Origin of the sequence: Nocardia violaceofusca NBRC 14427, from assembly GCF_963869435.1 — a bacterium.
GTDB classification, from domain to species: Bacteria; Actinomycetota; Actinomycetes; order Mycobacteriales; family Mycobacteriaceae; genus Nocardia; species Nocardia aobensis.
Genome location: NZ_CAWMPM010000012.1, coordinates 67,026 through 85,419, shown reverse-complemented (window position 1 = coordinate 85,419; position 18,394 = coordinate 67,026). Strand labels below are relative to the sequence as shown.

General features: G+C 67.0%; 22 protein-coding genes. 1 reads left to right on the top strand and 21 read right to left on the bottom strand.

Annotated elements, in window-relative coordinates:
- Window positions 1-273 precede the first annotated feature (273 nt).
- The 16 genes from AC5592_RS10215 to AC5592_RS10140 form a co-directional block, all read right to left on the bottom strand.
- The gene (locus AC5592_RS10215; RefSeq protein WP_157104334.1) at window positions 274-429 is read right to left on the bottom strand and encodes a hypothetical protein; all 156 of its coding nucleotides are present in this window, start codon (window positions 427-429) and stop codon (window positions 274-276) included.
- Window positions 430-638: 209 nt separating this feature from the next.
- The gene (locus AC5592_RS10210; RefSeq protein ID WP_036505747.1) at window positions 639-1,016 is read right to left on the bottom strand and encodes a DUF5313 family protein; all 378 of its coding nucleotides are present in this window, start codon (window positions 1,014-1,016) and stop codon (window positions 639-641) included.
- Window positions 1,009-1,485, bottom strand: a complete 477-nt coding sequence (locus AC5592_RS10205; RefSeq protein ID WP_063064031.1) for a MarR family winged helix-turn-helix transcriptional regulator — start codon at window positions 1,483-1,485, stop codon at window positions 1,009-1,011. Before AC5592_RS10205 ends, AC5592_RS10210 begins: the two co-directional genes overlap by 8 nt.
- 205 nt (window positions 1,486-1,690) lie before the next feature.
- Window positions 1,691-2,698, bottom strand: coding sequence for an oxygenase MpaB family protein (locus AC5592_RS10200; RefSeq protein WP_083871287.1), 1,008 nt, complete (start codon window positions 2,696-2,698; stop codon window positions 1,691-1,693).
- Between the two features lie 361 nt (window positions 2,699-3,059).
- A complete protein-coding gene (locus AC5592_RS10195; RefSeq protein WP_063064181.1) occupies window positions 3,060-4,313 on the bottom strand; it encodes a TetR/AcrR family transcriptional regulator in 1,254 nt (417 codons plus the stop codon).
- Between the two features lie 31 nt (window positions 4,314-4,344).
- Complete coding sequence (locus AC5592_RS10190; RefSeq protein WP_063064030.1) at window positions 4,345-5,073, bottom strand: Rv1363c family protein; 729 nt, start codon at window positions 5,071-5,073, stop codon at window positions 4,345-4,347.
- A 12-nt stretch (window positions 5,074-5,085) separates the two neighbouring features.
- On the bottom strand, window positions 5,086-6,279 hold the full coding sequence (locus AC5592_RS10185; protein WP_063064029.1) for an MCE family protein: 1,194 nt from the start codon (window positions 6,277-6,279) through the stop codon (window positions 5,086-5,088).
- Window positions 6,276-7,469 carry an MCE family protein gene (locus tag AC5592_RS10180; protein WP_063064028.1) on the bottom strand — a complete coding sequence of 398 codons (1,194 nt, stop codon included), beginning with the start codon at window positions 7,467-7,469 and terminating at the stop codon, window positions 6,276-6,278. Before AC5592_RS10180 ends, AC5592_RS10185 begins: the two co-directional genes overlap by 4 nt.
- Window positions 7,466-8,569 carry an MCE family protein gene (locus tag AC5592_RS10175; protein WP_063064027.1) on the bottom strand — a complete coding sequence of 368 codons (1,104 nt, stop codon included), beginning with the start codon at window positions 8,567-8,569 and terminating at the stop codon, window positions 7,466-7,468. The genes AC5592_RS10180 and AC5592_RS10175 overlap by 4 nt, the downstream gene beginning before the upstream one ends.
- Entirely contained in the window at window positions 8,569-9,600 is a 1,032-nt protein-coding gene (locus AC5592_RS10170; RefSeq protein WP_036505768.1) for an MCE family protein, read from the bottom strand. Before AC5592_RS10170 ends, AC5592_RS10175 begins: the two co-directional genes overlap by 1 nt.
- On the bottom strand, window positions 9,600-10,622 hold the full coding sequence (locus AC5592_RS10165) for an MlaD family protein (RefSeq protein ID WP_036505741.1): 1,023 nt from the start codon (window positions 10,620-10,622) through the stop codon (window positions 9,600-9,602). Before AC5592_RS10165 ends, AC5592_RS10170 begins: the two co-directional genes overlap by 1 nt.
- A complete protein-coding gene (locus AC5592_RS10160; RefSeq protein ID WP_063064180.1) occupies window positions 10,619-12,070 on the bottom strand; it encodes an MlaD family protein in 1,452 nt (483 codons plus the stop codon). Before AC5592_RS10160 ends, AC5592_RS10165 begins: the two co-directional genes overlap by 4 nt.
- A 9-nt stretch (window positions 12,071-12,079) precedes the next feature.
- Entirely contained in the window at window positions 12,080-12,943 is an 864-nt protein-coding gene (locus AC5592_RS10155; RefSeq protein WP_036509797.1) for an ABC transporter permease, read from the bottom strand.
- Window position 12,944: 1 nt separating this feature from the next.
- A complete protein-coding gene (locus AC5592_RS10150) occupies window positions 12,945-13,763 on the bottom strand; it encodes an MlaE family ABC transporter permease (RefSeq protein WP_063064179.1) in 819 nt (272 codons plus the stop codon).
- A 303-nt stretch (window positions 13,764-14,066) separates the two neighbouring features.
- Window positions 14,067-14,258 (bottom strand): hypothetical protein, encoded by a 192-nt coding sequence (locus AC5592_RS10145; RefSeq protein WP_036509799.1) that lies wholly within the window; start codon window positions 14,256-14,258, stop codon window positions 14,067-14,069.
- A 2-nt stretch (window positions 14,259-14,260) separates the two neighbouring features.
- On the bottom strand, window positions 14,261-14,485 hold the full coding sequence (locus tag AC5592_RS10140; protein WP_036509801.1) for a hypothetical protein: 225 nt from the start codon (window positions 14,483-14,485) through the stop codon (window positions 14,261-14,263).
- Window positions 14,486-14,948: 463 nt separating this feature from the next.
- On the opposite strand from AC5592_RS10140, the gene AC5592_RS10135 reads away from it, so the two are divergent.
- Complete coding sequence (locus AC5592_RS10135; protein ID WP_063064026.1) at window positions 14,949-15,197, top strand: hypothetical protein; 249 nt, start codon at window positions 14,949-14,951, stop codon at window positions 15,195-15,197.
- A gap of 31 nt (window positions 15,198-15,228) precedes the next feature.
- Here the strand turns inward: AC5592_RS10135 and AC5592_RS10130 are convergent, their stop codons facing one another.
- The 5 genes from AC5592_RS10130 to AC5592_RS10110 are packed head-to-tail and all read right to left on the bottom strand — an operon-like array spanning window position 15,229 to window position 18,389.
- Complete coding sequence (locus tag AC5592_RS10130; protein ID WP_036509805.1) at window positions 15,229-15,468, bottom strand: ferredoxin; 240 nt, start codon at window positions 15,466-15,468, stop codon at window positions 15,229-15,231.
- On the bottom strand, window positions 15,459-16,550 hold the full coding sequence (locus AC5592_RS10125; protein WP_063064178.1) for an NADH-ubiquinone oxidoreductase-F iron-sulfur binding region domain-containing protein: 1,092 nt from the start codon (window positions 16,548-16,550) through the stop codon (window positions 15,459-15,461). Before AC5592_RS10125 ends, AC5592_RS10130 begins: the two co-directional genes overlap by 10 nt.
- Window positions 16,547-17,113 carry a ferric reductase-like transmembrane domain-containing protein gene (locus AC5592_RS10120; RefSeq protein ID WP_036509896.1) on the bottom strand — a complete coding sequence of 189 codons (567 nt, stop codon included), beginning with the start codon at window positions 17,111-17,113 and terminating at the stop codon, window positions 16,547-16,549. The genes AC5592_RS10125 and AC5592_RS10120 overlap by 4 nt, the downstream gene beginning before the upstream one ends.
- Window positions 17,110-18,090, bottom strand: coding sequence for an FAD:protein FMN transferase (locus AC5592_RS10115; RefSeq protein ID WP_063064025.1), 981 nt, complete (start codon window positions 18,088-18,090; stop codon window positions 17,110-17,112). Before AC5592_RS10115 ends, AC5592_RS10120 begins: the two co-directional genes overlap by 4 nt.
- Complete coding sequence (locus tag AC5592_RS10110; protein WP_063064024.1) at window positions 18,087-18,389, bottom strand: hypothetical protein; 303 nt, start codon at window positions 18,387-18,389, stop codon at window positions 18,087-18,089. The genes AC5592_RS10115 and AC5592_RS10110 overlap by 4 nt, the downstream gene beginning before the upstream one ends.
- Between the last annotated feature and the right edge of the window lie 5 nt (window positions 18,390-18,394).

The following is an 18,394-nucleotide window of genomic DNA, read 5'->3' as shown; positions in this document are numbered from 1 at the left end:
CGCCGATTCGTTAGCCGAATGATTGCGGGACCGACACTACCGGAGCACGGAATCGCTCCTCGGGCCTCTGATCGGTATCTGAGGCCGGAAATCGGCAATTCGGTGAGGATTTGCTAACGGTTCGGTCGCGACGGATATCGCTTTCGTGTCAATTCCGTCCGCCACCGCGTGTCACCACCCGTTCGCCCAGGTCGCGCCCGGTTCACACGGGCGCGCCCGTTGCCGGATCGTGTCCGAGGTCCCCGGACCGATCGGCGACGGGCGCCGCGTAATTCATCGGGCTACGTCGTCGGCGGGCGCCTCCCCGCCCTCGGGTCCGGCCGAGGAACTCGCACTGCGAAACAGCGGACGATGCGCCACCCCGCCGGCGGGCGCCGGCGTCTCGATGGGTACCGGACTGTGGCTGAACAGATTCGGCTGCTCACTCATATCGGATGTCCTTCAGATTCTCACCATCGACGGCCCGTCCGGCCAGCGAATCGGCCGCACCGCTCGCGCGCACAGCGCACTGTGCGATTACCGACAGGACTTACAGTACACCCCCGATAACCGACCGCGGGCGCGACGAGCCGGACCGGTCATTCGAGTCGCGGCGCGGAATCGGTTCGGCGGGCACACATTCCGCGACCGCGCGGCCGTCAGCCGCGGCCGTGCCGCAGTTCGTACTGCTCGCGTTCGGCCGCCGCACGCTGCCGTTCGGCGACATCGGCCAGTTCGGGATCGAGTCCGTGCTTGAGCAGGCGGTGGCGCCGATACACGTACATCAGCGCGATGGTGAAGTAGACCAGCGGCACGTACAGCAGCGCCGCCATCGACAATCCGATCCACAACGGGCCCGGAACCAGCAGGAACAGGCACAGCACGGGGATGATCGGCACCAGGAACCGCAGCAGATAGCGGCGGGCGGCGCCCGGCCCGGTCAGATCGCGAAGCACCCACTGCTGCATCGAGGGCGGCAGGGTGGCGCCGCAGATATAGCGCACGCGCTGAACCGGATTCGGCTTCTGCTCACTCATCGGTAGCTCCCTGGGTATCGGCGAGCGCGGCTCGCCGTGCGGCCTCGTTGACGCGGGTCAGCACCTCGCGTAGTTCCTCCAGATCGCCCAGGCTGACGCCCAGCCGCCGCACGACCGCCGGTGGGATCTGCTCGGCCTGGCGGCGCAGTGCCCACCCGGCCTCGGTCAGATCGATCAGCAACGTGCGTTCGTCGCGCGGATCGCGGCGGCGGGTGATGAGGCCCGCCGACTCGAGCCGCTTGAGCAGGGGGGACAGCGTGGCGGAATCGAGTTGGATCGCCTCGGCGATGGCCTTCACCGACATGGGCGCCTCACCCCACAGGGCCAGCATCACCAGATACTGCGGATGGGTCAGTCCCAGCGGCTCCAGCAGCGGGCGATACACCGTCAGCACCGATCGGTTCGCGACGGCCAGCGCGAAACACACCTGCCGGTCCAGCCGCAGCGGGTCCTCGACGTCGGTCGTCATGGCGCACCTCCTCGTGTCGAGGCCAGATTAGCGCGCTAATCGTTAGTGCACAAACTATTAGTGCGCTATCACACACCCGCCCGCGGCGAACGGTCCCCGAAACGACTCGGGCACCGAATCGAGTTCACCGGGCGGAATGTGCGGCGGATCGGCCGGATCCGCCGCACCTGTCACGGTGAGCAATCGCTGTGCCGCACCGGTGAATTCAGACGAGAACCTTCTGCTTACGGATCCGCCGCTGCACATCCCGCATCATCATCTTCGTCCCGGAGAACCGGATGAACTTGGGGATGAACCGGTTCACGAATCCCACGAACAGGAACAGATGCTCGAATCGGCGCTGATCGGCCGCGCTCCACTCCACGCCCATCTGTTCGCGGAAATGCGGAGGCAGGAATCCGGCGGTGAGGAAGCGCAGCAGCCCGCCGAAGAGCAGTCGCATGTACCAGTGGATCATCCGAAGATGCAGCAGGTCACCGATATACGCGCGGAAGGCGTCGTCGACGATCACCTGCCGGCAGGCCTCGACCCAATACTCGTCGAAGTCGGCGCGCGTCTTCGGCCACATGTCGGGATGCACCTGCAGCGTGGTGCCGAAGGTATCCGCCCCCTGATAGAACGCCTCGAGTTCCTCCGGGGACATCTTGCCGTTGATCAGCTGGTGGGAGTCCTCGAACCCGATGTAGATACAGGCCGCGACATACAGCTGCAGATTCCGGTCGAAGGCGTTGTACTTCACCTTCGCCCCGGGCTCGGACCGCACCTGCCGGTGCGCGACGTTCACCGCCTCGCGGAATTCCTTCTTCTCCTCGGGCGTACCGAGAATCGCCACCGCCAGATACGAGGCCGTGGTGCGCAGTCGTTTCCACGGATGCACCATGAGCGCACCCGATTCCACGGTGCTCTCCATGACACCGGCCGCCACCGCGGGGTGCGCGAACTGCATCGCGACGTTGGCGGCCGCGCCCGCGAACATCCAGAAATCCAGAGAGTCGGGCAGCTGCGCGGGGCGCTTGCGCGGCGAGCGATGGAAGTCCGGGATGTGGATGCGCGTCCGCTCCAGCGTCAGCGGCGGCGTCTGCGCGAGGTCGGGGTGTGGAGCTCGCTCGCCCTCCGTCCGGCCCCGACCGACCGGCACGGATTCCTCCGGGATGTAGGAATCACTGTGCGGGTCGGTGTAATTCGGCTCCCAAGGCTGCGTTGCCGTTGTCATGCGAGTCCTCTCTCGGAACGTTTCGCCGGCGCGACCGGAGATGCGCCGGGCCCCGCGCTTCGGGGCGCGGGCGGCGCCGCCGGGATCGGCGGCACCATGCGACACGGGAGACCGAGGGGCACACCCGGCAGACCGGCTCGTCTCGGAGCCGACGCGACAACCACCGATGCGCGGTTACCGGCGCTCTCGCGGATTTCTCCCTCTGCCACGGCGACACCCCCTCGGGTACTCCGCAGGGTCGGCCCGGCCATCACTATGTTACTCACAATTCTCATTTGATCAACGGGTGGGGAACCGCGATATTCGGTTCTTCAGCCCAGGTCCGCCGACTAAGTTGTCGAACATTCCGACGGCTACACGTTCACCGCGAGGTGAGTCGCCCGAACAACGTCATCTCCATCAGCCTGACCACATGGGCGCGAGGACACATCTGCTGGTTGTTACCGAACAGCCGCCCCAGACCGACGACGAGCCCGAACCCGGCATGGACGAGGATTCGAGCCTGCGCCCGCGCCAGCTCCGGCCGCGCATCCACCAGCAACTCCACCCATTCGGCCACCACCAGCCGCTGGATATTGCGCAGCACCGTGCGCTCGTAGGCGCCGACATTGCCGAATTCGGCGTAGTAGACGAACGTCAGCTCGCGCTCGGCGAACGATCCCGCGACATAGAGGTCGATCAGTTTCGCCAGCGCCTCCTCGGAGGTCCGCGACGCCTCCACCGCGGGTGCGATCGCGGCGGCCATCCGGTCGGCCACCCGCCGGAATGCCGCCGCCAGCAGGGCATCCTTGCTGCGGTAGTACCGGTACACCGCCGAGGCCGCCGACAGTTCGGCCGCCGTCGCGATCTCCTCCACGCTCACATTCGGGTAGCCGCGCTCGTGGAACAGCTCGACCGCCTTGTTCAGCAGCACCTGATGTTTGAACGATGGCGGAATATCGTTCGCCCGCACGGGTTCCGGCGGGTCGGCGGCAACCGGCAGGTCGGTTCGGATCAACGACCAGGCGGCCTCACTCAGCACCACTGCGAGCGATTTCGCCGGCAGATGCGCGTGGTGGTCGCCGATACTGCTCACCACACTGAAGATCGCGACCGCGCGCACCAGGCCCTCGCGGCGGGCCGATTCCGGGCGCAGTTCGCCGATCAGCGCACGCAGCGCGGAGATCGCGGTCTCGAACCGTTCGTCGAAGGTCCGGCGATCGTCGCGATCGAGGTAGCGGGCCTCCCACCGTGCCAGCGCTGCCGTCGGACGGTTGGCGATGGTATCGGCCACGATGGCGTCGACGACGAGTCCGAGTCGCGCTTCGGCGCTGTGGCCCTGCGCCTCCGCGGGCAGCGTCACCGCCGTCACCGCGGCGGCGGACAAACGCAGCAGCTCCTCGCGGAACAGCGCGTACTTGCTCGGATAGTGCCGGTACAGCGCCGCCGAGGAAATCCCCAGCCGGGCGGCGATATCCTCCATGCTCACGCCGTGATAGCCCAGCGATCCGAAGGCCGCCGCCGAGGCGGAGGCGATCTGCGCCCGGCGGTTCTTGGGCCGGCGGCGAATCACGCGTTCGGGGTTGTGCGTGGCCGGCGCCGTCGCCTTCGCGCGACCGTCCTGTGCGCGACTCAAATTGTCTGCCAATCCTTTTCGCCGAGGACCGCTACGATTGCGGCGGCAGCGGAGTCAGCGGCGTACTGATCTTGTCGACCAGCCAGCGGTCGCCCTGCTTCTGCAGTCGCATCACCGTCGACAGCTGTCCCGGTTCCGGTTTGCCCTGAGTGCCCAGGCTGGTGATGGTCTGCCCGATCACCACGATCGCCTCCGCGGAATTCTTGTCCCCGGAACGGATCGCGCACTGCACATCGGTCGACTTCGCGACGACCTCGCCCTTGGCCAGGACGTCGCTGAGGTCCTTGCTGTTGGATTCGAACTGCTTCTTCCACTCACCGGACGCGCCGGCCAGCACATCGCGAACGTACTGGTCGAGATGTTCGGAATCGTAGGTCGAGACCACGGGGCCATAGGCGCAGGCGGCCTGGCGGGCCTGCGCCTGCGCGTCCAGCACCTCCTCGTGATCCTTGTTCTGCAGGTAGAAGTAGATGCTCGTGCCGATCGCGGCGCCCAGAACCACGGCCACCGCCGCCCGCAGACCGATCCGCGCACCGCGTCCGCCGGCGGCCGGACGCAGTCGCGACAGTGGCGAAACCTTCGCCGCGGTGGACGTTTCGGCGGGATTCGTTTCGGTGGGATTCGACTCGCCGGTATCGGATGTCCCCGCCGCATCCGATCCGGCCGTGCCGGGTTCCACAGCTGCCGCGGTCTCCGATTCGTCGACGGCGTCGACCGTGGGTTCGCGCTTCTGGGCGCCTCCGCTTTCCTTGTCACTCATCGTGTTCGCTTCCTAGTTGTCGGGTATGGGGCCGGACGGGATGGGCCGCGACATCTCGTTGCCGGTGACTCCCGGCGGCGGTCCGGATCCGTTGTCGGGGAGGTTCGGCCGCGGCGCATTGGCCGAACCACGCACCTGCAGTGCGGGATCGGCGGTGAGGCAGTAGTTGTACAGCCGCACCCGGGTATCGGTCATGATCTTGGTCGGGGTGACCGGAATCGTGTCGTAGTCGCACGTCGGACGCGGCCAGAAGTCGGCGAGCGTGTGATACGCGCCGTCGTGGGCGGGAACCCCGAGCGCCTGGATGCCTTGGCGCAGTGCGGGAAACAGTGCTTCGATCGCCGGCTGACGCAGTTTCGCGGCCTTGGTGATGGCGACGAAATTGGTGACCAGATCGGTCAGCGGATCCTGATTCTTCGCCACCACGTCACCGAGGGTCGCCAGCTCACCCGGGCCCTGATCGAGGAACTTCCGGATTTCGTTGTCGGCGGCGGTGGCCTGCTGGAACAACGCGCTGCCCGCCGCGGTGAGGGTGCTCAGGTCGGGCTGGGCGTGCGAGGTGGTCTCCGCGATAACCTGTAGGTTCTCGAGCAGCTGCTGGGTCTGCGGCAGCAGATCGGACAGCCCCGCCATCGCACGGCTGATCCCGGAGATCATGTTGCGCAATCGATCCGGGCCCCCGCCGAGCGCCGTGTCCAGCTCGTCGACGATGACGGTGAGCCGGTCCGGATTCAATCCGCCGATGAATCCGCTCAGGTCGGTCAGCAGATTCTGCACCGGGATCGGCACGCTGGTGCGTGCGCGCTCCACCACGGCGCCGTCGGACAGATACGGACCGGTATCGGCGTCGGGCCGGAAGTCCAGGTACTGCTCGCCCGCCGCGGACAGCCGGCCGACGTGCACCGCACCGCCGACGGGAATCTCGGCGCTGTCGTCGATTTCGGCGATCGCGTCGATTCCGTCACCGGAGACCCGCACATCGGCGACCTTGCCGACCCGGGTGCCGCGGAAGGTCACGTCGTTGCCCGGGAGGATGCCGCCCGAGGTCGCCAGTTGCACGGTGACGGTGAAGGTGTGCGGAATCGGATTGAACCGCAACACATATCGGGCCAGATATCCGGACCCGATCACCAGCACCACGATCAGGCTGAGGTTGGCCAGAGCGATGCGCCGCCGCACCACCCAGTTCCACAGCGGAGTATTCATCGCTCACCACCCTGCTGGGAAGGTTCGGTCGGCGCACCGGGCGCGTCCGGCGGATTCGCGCCGGGAGGCGTCGTACCCGGCACCGGCTGCGGCGGACTGATGACCCGGCCGAACACTTTCTCGAATACCTGCGCCAGACTGCCGGCGAATGCCGGAACGTCACCGATTTCGGGCCACCGGCTGCCGTGCGGATCACTGAGCGCGCCGATACTCAGATACGACACCACGGGCATGACGGCCAGTCCGGAACCCCGCAGGCTGGCCATCAGCGGCGGATAGATGTCGTTGAGCCCGTTGAGCGCTTCGGTGAGATTGCCGCCCATTTCGGTGAAGCCCGACATCAGTTTCTGAATGCTGTCGAACAGGCTCAGGAACTGCGGGCTGGTGGTATCGGTGAAATCGCCCAGCGCTGCCATGGTGGTCGACACCTTCATCGTGAGATCCACGATGCGCTGATTGTTCTCGTTCACCAGCCCGAGCAGTTGCGGGAAAGTATCGGCCGCCGCGCCGAGTTCCTTTTTGCGCCTGGCCAATTCATCCGAAAGCGTATTCAATCCCTGGAGGGTGGCGTCGATATCGCCGGTGCGCTGATTGAGCGCGGCGATCACGCCGGTCATCTCGCTCAGCAGATGCGCCAATTGCGGTCCGCGTCCGGCGAACATCGAATTCATCTGCGTGGTGATCTGCGCGGCCTGGTTGATACCGCCGCCGTTGACCAGCATGGCCACCGACATCATCAACTGCTCGACGGAAGCGGCGGTGCCGGTGTGATCGACGCCGATGGTGTCTCCGTCGCGCAACGGCGGACCCGCCTCTTGCGCGGACGGCAGGGTCATGGCCACCGACATATCGCCCAGCGGCGTGGCCTGGCGCAATTCCACCGTCGTCCCACGTGGCAGCACGATGTCGGATCTGATCCGCATCCGCACATCGGCGACGAAATTCGTCGTCTCGATGCCGGTGACGGTGCCGATATCGGTGCCGCCGATGCGCACGTGCGCGTGATCGGGCAGATTCAGCACATCGGTGAACGCGGCGTGCACGGTGTAGCCGGGACCGCCGATACCCGGCTTGGGCATCGGCACATTCTCCAATGTCAGCCCACATCCGCTGATGCCGAGTGTGGTGGCGGCCGCGACGGCGGTGACGACGAGGCCGCGACGGGATGTTCTGCGCTGTGATCGTGTCATTTTCCGCTGATCCCCAGAAGTGCGGCGGTGAGTCCGAAATCGGGCCCCATATCGGCGATCCTTCCGGTCCGGCAGCCGTCGAGGCGCATCATCACCCGCTCACAGAAGGTGGACAGCGCTTCACCGTCGAGCACGGATTTGTCGAGCAGGCCGTGCAGGCGCAGCGCCTGATGTTCGTAACTGGTGGCGTTGGCCAGGTTCTCGAACATCAGCGGTGCGACATCCACGATTTCGGTGAGATTGCGGGCATTGGCGCGCATCTGGTCGCTGATCGCGACGAACCGGGTCAGAGCTCCGGCGAGCTGGTCCTTGTTCTGCCCCACCACCGTGGCGGTATTGGCGACGAAATCGTTGAGCTGGGTGAGCACCGCCTGCAAGCCGGGCGCCTGATCGCCCATCAGCTTCAGCAATTCGGTGAGCCGGCCGCTGAAATCCCGTACCGTCTGGTCGTTCTGGGCGATGACCTGAGTGACGTCGTTGAGTTTGACGATCGTATTGGAGATCTGGTCCTTGTTGGCGAACGTCGTCTCGAACGCGCCCGAGAGCGCGTCCAGGGTTTCGCGCAGTTTGTCGCCATTGCCGTTGAGCAGCGGGAACAACACCCGGCTGGCCATCGGCCCGGTGTCGCTGTCACCCTTCAGCGATGCCCCGAGCTGGTCGAAGGTCTGCATGATGCGGTCGAGCTCCACCGGTGTCCTGGTGCGCGGCAACGGAATATGCGCGCCGTCGGCCATGGTGGGTCCGGTTCCGTCGTAGGCCGGCGCCAGTTCGACGTGGCGGTTGGTGATCAGCTGCGGATTCACCAGTGCGGCCATGGCGTCGGCGGGCAGTTTCACGCTCTTGTCGACCTTCATGACCACCTGCACGTAGGTGCCCTTGGCCTCCACCGATTCGACGGTGCCGACCGGCACACCCAGCACATCGACCTCGTTGCCGGCGTACAGCCCGGCCACATTGTCGAAATCGGCGCTGATGCGCATGTTGTCGCCGAGCACCTCGTCGGTGGCCGTGCCGAGCGAACCCGGCAGCAACGAACAGCCAGAGCCGGCGGAGGCGACCAGGCACGCCGCGGCGAGTTGGGCCAGTGCGCGCAGTTTCATCACTTACACCCCTGAACGACCTGTGCGAAACAGATCCAGTTGTCGGGGAACAGCCCCCACGGCACATACACATCGCCGTACGGTCCGTTGCCCAATACGTTGTTGAACTGCCGCAAGGTGACCGGCATGATCTCGTAGAGCCGGTCGAGGTTGGTCTTGTTCTTCTCCAGCCCCTCGGACATGGTGTTCAGATCCCGGATCATCGGGCCGAACTGGTTGTTGTTCTCCAATCCCATGTCCTGCAGCAACTTCGACAGTGCGGCGACATTGTCGAGCAGGTTCTTCAGCAGTTGCCGGCGCTTCTGCACCGCCTGGCCGATGGCCTCGCCGCGGGTCAGCAGCATCAGCACGCTGTTCTGGTTGTCGGCGACCAGCTGGGAGACCTGATCCATCCCCTTCAGCAGGGTGTCGACCTCGTCGCGGCGGTCGTTGATCACCTTGGCCAGCGAGCCGATGCTGTCGAGCGCCTGCACCGCCAGCTGCGGCGAGTCGCCCATCTGCTGGTTCATGGTGTCGAGCGCCTCCCGCAACTTCTGCGGGTCGATCCGCTCGATTCGTTCGAACGACGCCTTGTACTGCGGGTCCTGGATGACCTTGCTCAGGTTGTAGGGCACGCTGGTGTGATCGAGCTCGATCCGGTTGCCCGGCAGGCCTTTTCCGTTCCCCGGCACGAGGTCCACGTGCAGCCGCCCGAGGATGGTCGACATCTTGATCGCCGCCCGCGCGTCCGGTCCCAGCCGCAGATCGCCGCGCACCTTCAGGTCCGCGACCACCTTGGCGCCGTCGAGCCGCACCGCCCGCACCGCGCCCACCTCGATCCCCGAGACGTCGACGGTCGCACCGGGACGCAGCCCCGCGGCTTGCGCGAATTCGGCGTGAATCGTCTTGTCCCCCAGGCGCGCCTGGGTCAGCGCGCTGGAGCCGAGCAGCAGGATCAGCACGGTCGCCGAGGCGATCAGGCCGAGCCGCAGATACCGGTTGCGCAGGAAGCCGAACATCTTCGGCAACCTCGGTCGCGCGAACCTCGCCATCACCGGCACACCTCCGAATGCGCGTTGCCACCGATCTGGGAGAACAGGCCCGGCGGCAGGAGCACGCCCCACAGCGAGACGTCGAGACCGCAGAAGTAGGCGTTGCCGTAGGCGCCGTAACTGGAGAACTGGGCCACCCGGTTCAGCACGTTCGGCAATTGCACCGCCGCCCGGTCCAGCGACGCGCCGTTGAGCAGCAGCAGCGCCACACCGGTGGTCGCCTTGTTCTGCGCGGCCGCGATGCCGGGCTTGACCTGGGCCACCAATCCGACCAGCGAATCGGTCGAGGTGGCGACCTGGTCGACCGACGACTTCAGCGCCTCACCCTGGGCATAGAGCCCGTCCATCAGCGAGCGGGTCTGAGTGATCAGTGTCTCCAGCTCGTTGCTGCGATGCGCCAGGCCGGACATCACGCTACTGAGGTTCGAGACCACATCACCGAGGATCTTGTCGCGCTGGCCGAAGGTTCCGGCCAGCTGCGCGGCCTGGGTGATCAGGGTGCTCAGCGAGACCTGATTGCCCTGCAGCGCCTGAATCAGCGTCTCGGACAGCGAATTCACCTGATCGGGTTGCAGCACCGAGAACAGCGGTTCGAAGCCGGACAGCAAGGCCGAGACGTCGAACGAGGGCTCGGTGTGCTCGAGGGGAATGCGCCCACCCGCCGGCAACGATGTGCCCGCTTCCTTCCCCGGCGCCAGCGCGACATAGCGCTGGCCGATCAGGTTCTGGTAGCGCACCATCGCCTTGGTCGTGGTGGTCAGATGCTGGTTGCTCCGGATGCTGAACTCCACACCGGCCTTGTAGTCGCCGACGAAGTCGATCTTGTCCACCCGGCCGACCCGCACCCCGGCCATGCGCACGTCGTCGCCGACCCGCAGTCCGAGCACATCGGAGAAGACGGCCGAATACCGGCTGGTCGAGCCCGGCACCGTGCGTTGCAGGGTGCCGTAGATGGTCGAGGTCAGCGCGATCGCGACGACCGCGAAGATGCCGAAACCGATCAGTGCCTTCGTCGATTTCACTGCGTCACACCGCCTTCCGGCGTCTCACCGACGGTCAGATAGCCCCCGGCGAGGACCGGCCCCAGCAGCAGCAGCTGCGCCAGATTCGGCGGACCGCCGACCACCGCGGCGACCGCGGCGGGCCCACGCAGGGCGGCGGGACGGGTGGCCGCCGGATCACCGGGCGTGGCGCGGTAGGCGGCCGGTGCGGTGATGCCGGGAATCAGCGGCAGGCTCGGCAGACCGGGCAGCGCCGGAACACCGGGCAGGGCGGGCAGGCCGGGGATCAGCGGCTGTTGCGCGGGTGCGGTCGGCGCCGCGGGAGCCGGCGTCGGACGGGGTCCGGCCGCGTCGAGCCAGCGCGGCAGCTGCTGTTGCGGATACTCTTGCGGCGGAGCCACATTCGGCACCGTCGCACCACCGCAGCGCGGACCGTACTCGTCGCCGTAGTGCGGGCAGTCCTTCGCCGTGTACTGCTGGAACGGAGTGAGCGAGGCGTCCATCGCCCACACCATCTGCTGTTTCGGACCCCAGTGGAACGTGGTCTTCAGACGCTGCAACGCGATGTTGAGATTGGCGGCGGTGAACGGAATCGCCTCGGGATCCTTGGCCAGGCCGCCGAACAGATCGTCAAGACCGGCGACCAGGAATTTTCCCGAATCCGGATTGCGCGCGAACAGATGGTTGACCGAGTCGACGGCGCCGCCCGCATTCGTCAGCAGCGCAACGAGATTCGAGCGGCGCTCGGTGAGGGTACGCGCGGTCGTCACCGAATCCGACAGCACTCCCACCAATTCCGGCGCCGACTGGCTCAGTGCGGTCGCGGCACGGCCCAGATCACCCAGCATGTCTCCGATACCGGGAATGTCGTGCACCTGGGTGAGCCAGGTGTCGAGCCGCTCCACGGTCGAACCCGGCACCCGCGCCGACGGTTCCAGCGCCGCGGACAGCGTCGCCAGCACCCGGCCCAGCTTCTCGGGCTGAATGTTGCTCAGCACATTGCGCAGCACGTTGAGCGTGGTCTGCAGTTGGATGGTCGCGGCACCGGTGTCCTGCGCGATGGTCGAGCCGGAATGCAGTGTCGCGGCGTCGGGCCCGTTGTCGACCAATTCGATCGCGGTCACGCCGAACAGGTTGTCGGGAATGACACGCGCGGTGACGTTGGCCGGAATCGCCTCGGCGACACGCGGTTTCAGTGCGATGTCGGCGCGCTGACGCTCCCCTTTCGCCACCACCTCGACCGAATCGACGGTGCCGACGACCATGCCGCGGAATTTCACGTCGGCATGTTTGGGCAGCCCGTCTCCGGTACTGGTGAGAACGGCGTGGACGGGAACCTTCTCGGTGAAACGACCGGTGTAGCGCAGCGCGAGCAGATACAGCAGCGCGGCCACCACGAGCAGCATCGCGAGACCGGCCAGCGTGAGCTGGCGAGCGGTCGCACCGCGGCCACTGGGATCGAGAATCACGAACGACACCTATCCTGAGATCCGGAATCCGGGGTCGATGCCCCAGATCGCCAGGGTGAGAAAGAGATTCGCGAACACCATCACGACGATCACCATCTTGATCGCTCGCCCGGCCGCCACTCCGACTCCCTCCGGCCCGCCGCTGGCGACATAGCCGTAGTAGCACTGGATGAAGGTGGCGAGCAGGGTGAAGATCACGACCTTCAGCAGTGAATAGAACACGTCCGGCCCGATGAGGAACTGGAAGAAGTAGTGGTCGTAGGTCCCCGCGGTGGTGCCGCCGAGGAACAGCACCGTGAGTTTGGTGGTCAGGTAGGCGGCGGCCAGACCGACGCTGTAGAGCGGGACGATCGTCACCGTCGCCGCGATCATCCGGGTGCTGACCAGATAGGGCAGCGGCCGGATCGCGCACGATTCCAGCGCGTCGATCTCCTCGGAGATCCGCATCGAGCCCAGCTGCGCGGTGAACCGGCAGCCCGATTGAATCGCGAAGGCCAGGGTCGCCAGAATGGGCGCCAGTTCCCGGGTGGTCGCGAAACCGGCGATGGCGCCGGTCAGCGGGCTCATGGTCAGGAGGTTCAACGCCGTGAACGACTCCATTCCGACGATGATCCCGCCGAACGAACACAGGATGAAGACGACGCCGATGGTGCCGCCACCGACGATCAGCGACCCGTTACCCCAGCTCACATCGGCCGTCAGCCGGGCGAGTTCCTTCCGATAGTGCTTGACCACGAACGGGATCGCGGCCAGCGCCTGGAAGAAGGTGATGGCCTGATGCCCCAGGCGCTGGTTCGCGTGCACCGGGGCCAGCGCCGCATGTCCGACGGCCCGCAGCGGCCGGGCCGCGGGCGGCGTGTAGGAACTGGCCATCTCAGGCGACCTTCGTCGGGAGCAGGGTATTCGACAGCTGGGTCAGAATGATGTTGGTGGCGAACAACATCAGCGCCGAGCTGACCACCGCGGAGTTCACCGAATTCGCGACACCGGCCGGGCCGCCGCTGGTGTGCAGACCCACATCGCAGGCGATGATCGCGGTGAGCGCGCCGAAGATGGCGGCCTTCGTCAAGGCGATCAGCAGATCGCTGGCCACCGCGAACGACGCGAACGATCCGATGAACGATCCGGGAGTGCCGGATTGGGCGTACACATTGAACATGTACGCCGTCGCGAATCCGACGAAAACGATGAAGCCGCAGAGCAATACGCTCACCAGCACCGCCGCGGCCAGCCGCGGAGCGACCAGCCGGCGCACCGGATCGACACCCATCACCCGCATGGCGTCGATCTCCTCGCGGATCGTCCGCGAGCCGAGGTCGGCACAGATCGCCGAACCCACCGCGCCCGCGATCATCAGCGCGGAGACCAGCGGCGCGCCCTGACGGATGATCCCCAGTGCGGCAACCGAACCGATGAACGTCGTCGCGCCCACCTGGTTCACCAGCGCACCGACCTCGATGGACACCACGACCGCGATCGGGATGGCCACGAACACCGTCGGGGCGGCCGAGACGTTGGCCATGAAGGCGCACTGCCTGATGAATTCCTGGTACGGAAACCGGCGCTGGATCATCGCGAGGAAGAGCTGAACGAACGCCTCTCGCCCCAGCGCGACCTGCCGGCCGAGGGTTTCCAGCGAACGTTGCGGATGCCGGCGCCAGAGGCCGCCGGCCGCCTCGACGAGTCGCCGCAGTTCGCCCTCGTCGGTGGTCCGCCAGGGCGGAGCCGGCGGGTCCGGCCGATCGGAGGCTCGGGTCGACGTCACAGCGGTCGTTCCTTTCTCACGCTCACCGCTTGTCACGGACAGCCGCAACCGAGCTGCCGGGCGTTGAGCGTGTGAAGTGTTACACACCGATTCGGTGCAACACAAGATAGTAAGTTATCGACTGTTCTCGCATTATCGAATCAGATCGAGTGCGAGATTACACAGTATTCAGCGCAGACTGGGCGGCACCAAGTTATGGAATATTCCGTCGTCAGACGGCCGCCACCGGGTCTATTCGGGGAGATTCTCCAAATAGTGCTGCAGTAGCACCACCAGCGCGCCGAGCAGTGCGATCCCGGCGCCCACCGCACACGACACCGCGACCCACAGGCCGAATCGGAGAACAGGATTGACCTTGATTCGCCCACCGAGGATCTTGACTCCGATCACCACGATGTCGATGAGCCACACCAGCGCCATCATGACTAGGTCATGCAGACGTTCGAGAAGGTGAGCACGGGCCAGCACACGATCGATCCCAGAAAGGAGATGACCACGTCGATGCCGTGCATCTGCTTCAGGTGCGAGGTGTGCGTCAGGGTCCAGATCACCCCGACGATGCCGTAGGGCACGGCGAGAATGATGAGCGTCCCGAGGAATTCGGACACCTTCATCTCGTAGCTCAGTAGCCGATCGAGTCGCTTCAGCATTGCGACGCAAGTCCTTTCACCCATCGGCCGGACATCCGGTGCACACGCCTCTGGCAGGCACCGGATACGGGCACCCTTGCCCGTCGGCCGCGGTCCCCGGCGATTCGCGGGTCCGCAGATGCGTATGTTACTGGAAATTCACGTTTTGTGAAGTTGTCGCCCGGAACTGGTCGGACGGTGAATAGTCGGTGCTCATACGATCAGCGGCGGCAGCTCAGGAAGTCGGCCGCAGGGGGGAAGTTACCGATAATTCCTGTGCATCCGGAGTCGCAGGGATTAGCATGGAAGGGTGCCGCCGACCGTAGGATGCGAACGGCCCACGGGTGTGACCACGGCGGGCCCGGCACGACCGGTGCGTGAGCCCGGCGATGTCGCAGGGGGATCGCCGGTCTCGGCAGCGGATCCCGGCCGGCTCGATTGTCGTTCACCGCCGCCACCGGGACCACCGAATCGAAGGATCACCGTGCCCAGCGAAATCATCCATCCGGACGGCGCATCCGGGCGGCGCAGTATCGCCGCTGTCCGATCGCGCGAGATTCTCAACTACTTCGGCAAATGCCAGGCCTGCGGCTACCCGGCACAGGCCGTCCTGCGCACCACCCTCTACAGCGACGGCACGATCACCGATGCGGTCATCGCGACCTGCGCCTCGCCGTGCGGGTGGTCCGGCGCATCGGCGCCCACGGTGATGACAGTGCGCACGGAGCTTTGATCTCTATTGTGCTGGGCGCCAACGTACCTCGTCAGCGGGCCGGCGGCCCGACCCAGCGCAGGGCCGCGGCCGGGCAGAGTTTGATCGCCTCGGTCGCGAGCGCGGGGTCCGGTTCGGAGCCGGTGAGGATGGGATAACCCCAGTCGTCCAGAACTATCTGCTCGGGCAGCACCTGCGCGCAGATGCCGTGGCCGGTGCAGGCGATGCGATCGACCGCCAGGACGCCGGACGGGGGCCGGGTGATACCGAGGGCTCGAGTTGTCAGGGACACGATTCATCCTTGTGGGCCGAAAATCGTTCGCTCCCTGGGCTTTCGACGAGCTGCGGGGTGCCGAACACGTCCAGGGCGGAAGCCAGGAACCGCGCCACGCCGTCGGGAAAGCGGCAAGCACCTCGCCCCGGAACACGGGTGAGCCTGCGCAGGAGCCGCTCGGCGGTCGCGGCCGAGGCTCGCCGCTCGAGCAGGTCGCTCAGATCGTCGCGCAGCGCGGGTAATCCGAACATGCACGGGCCGCACTGGCCGGCGGATTCTCCCGCCGCATAGGTCAGCGCGGACAGCACCACCTGCCACGGATCGCTGCCGGCGGCTAGGACGCGAAACGTGCCGACGCCGGGCCCGAGTCCGAACGGCGCCAAGGTTGATCGCGACCACAGCGTATGTCGCGCCTCGGCGGGCAGGAATCCGCCGCTCAGACCGTTCACCCACAGCGCCTGCGGGGAGGCGGTGAGACCGCCTGCCCGATCGAGGATTTCGGAGACCGGCAGGCCCGCCTCCGCGGCGTGGACACCGGGTGCGCGGACGCCGTCGGCAACGGTCACCAGCCGCGGGCCGGGCTCGTCGGCAGTGCCGTAGGAGCGGAACCAGCCCGGCCCGTATTCGGCGATCTGCTGGATCCGCCACACCGTTTCGACGTTGAGTACCAGTGTCGGCGCGAGTCGGCGCCCACGTGGGTCCCGGCCGCCGCCCGTGATCGGTTCGAACCGCATCACCGGTCGCGCCGGACCGCCGTGCGCCAGCCGGACCAGCGCCGACTCCTCCGAGGACACGTACCGCCGGGGCACGGCAAGGGTGTCGACCCCCGCCGCCTCCAGTACGGCCAGCGTCCGCGAACCGCGGTGCGCGGCCACCCGCACCCGCTGCGCCGTAATGCGCCGGGCGCCGTCGAGCACCTCGGGCAGATGATGCGCGACGACCCAGGCGTCCTTGGCCGAATCCCATTCTCCGTCACAGGCATTGACGATCAACTCGGCCCGGTGGCGGGCGGCGAGTTCGAGTTTGGCGGCGGTGGGAAAGTTCGCTCCACCGCGGCCGCGCAGCCCGGCGGCCGCCAGCATCTCCGGTAGTCCGGTCACGTCCACTCCTGAGCAGCGATGTCCGAGCGGCGATGTCGGTCCGCGTCGGGAAGGACCCAGCGCCATACGGCGCCGACCGCCAGCGCCACACCACAGGCGACGGTGACGGCGAACAGCGCCGGATCGCGCGCCGAGGCCATCGTCAGTCCGTGCACGACCGCCAGCGGCGCCATCGCGTACGCGAGCAGGTGCACCGCACGCCACATCCGGGTCGGCAGCCGGTGGCGCAGCACGGATGTCGTGACGACCGCCAGCAGGATATCCAGCGCGAGGGTGCCCAGCGCGACCCATTGCCGTTCGTAACCGGCGGTGAACGGCACCACCATCGACAGCCATCCGAGATGGACGTACGTATCGACCGTCGCGGTCACGATGTGCGCGGCCAGGAAGACGATGGTGCCGAGGGCCAGCGTGCGATGCAGACCCATCGCCACGGCCGATATCGCGAGCCGCGGACGCACCCGCGCGGCCGTGAACATTCCGAGCAGCGCGACCAGGGTCAGGAGCACGAGGGTGACCACTCCGGCGGCGCGCGAGACGTACCACAGCCACGGACCGGTCATGACACGTGCCGCTTCCGCGTCGCGGTCGGGGCGGGCCACCCCGGAGTCGTCACCACCTCGTGGCCGACGGTCATCAGGCAGGCGGGCACGCCGCGATCGGCCAGCCATCGCGGCGCCTGATCGTCGAGGATGATCGCGGCCGTCGAGGCCGCATTGGCCTGCACCGCATCGGGTCCCGCGCAGGTGACCTGTGCCCACCGCGTCCGGGCGGACCGGCCGGTGCGCGGGTCGATGATGTGATGGCGGCGAATGCCGCCGCGCACCCACGTGCGCAGCCGCGTCGACGAGGTCGCGAACGCCTGCCCGGTCGAGGTGACGACCTGCACCACGGCGTCGTTCCAGTCCCGCACCCCGATGGACCAGCCCTGCGGCGGTCCGGTGCCCGCGACGGCGATGTCGCCGCCCAGATTCACCAGATAGCCACCGGGCCCGGTCGCGGCCAGTTCGGCGGCGATCGTATCCGCCGCCCACGCCTTCGCACTCGCGCCCAGATCCAGTACGGTTCCCGGGGACAGCGCCACCTCCCCTCGCTGCTCGTCGAAGATCATGTGCCGCAAGGGAATCGAGTCCCGATCGGCTTCGGGCGGGCCCACGTCACCGCGGGCGCGCACCGCATCCAGATCGTCGTCGTAGCCGCAGGCGATCAGCGCGGCCCCCAGGGAGGCCGAGACCAACCCCGAGGTCAGGCGCTGGGTGCGCATCGCCGCCCGCAGACACGACCCGAGGGTCGCGCCGACCGGAATGCGCACCTGCTCCGAACGACCCGCTCGGGCCGATTCGGCGCTGCGCGAATTGATCACCGCGAGTTCGGAATCCGCGCGAAAGCGCGAGGCGGCACGATCGAGATCGTCAAGCCGCGCGCGGACCAGGTCGGCCGCGCGAGCCAGCTCCCGGGCATCGGTGCAGACGACCACGACCGATGTTCCGATCGCCGGAAACGTCTCCGAGGCCGCCGCCGCGCCTCGCGCGGTGCTCATGACCCGGCGGTGTGCTCGTGCGGCTCGCTGTCGGAATTCTGCACCGGTGGCGTGGGCGTCCACTCCCCCGGCCGGCTGCTTTCCGGTTGCGGCGCAGGGGAAGTCGGCGCCGAGACCGGATCGGCCGTGTGCACCTCCACGGACACCCGCTGCACGGTTCCCGCGGGTTTCGCCGCATGCCCGATGGTTCCGTCCTGCACCGCCAATTCCACGGCGAGTCCACCGACGGCGATCGTCGCGGCGACGAATATTCCGGTTGCGCCGCGCCGGATTCGGGAGAGATTCGGGTTCGTTGTCATCTCTG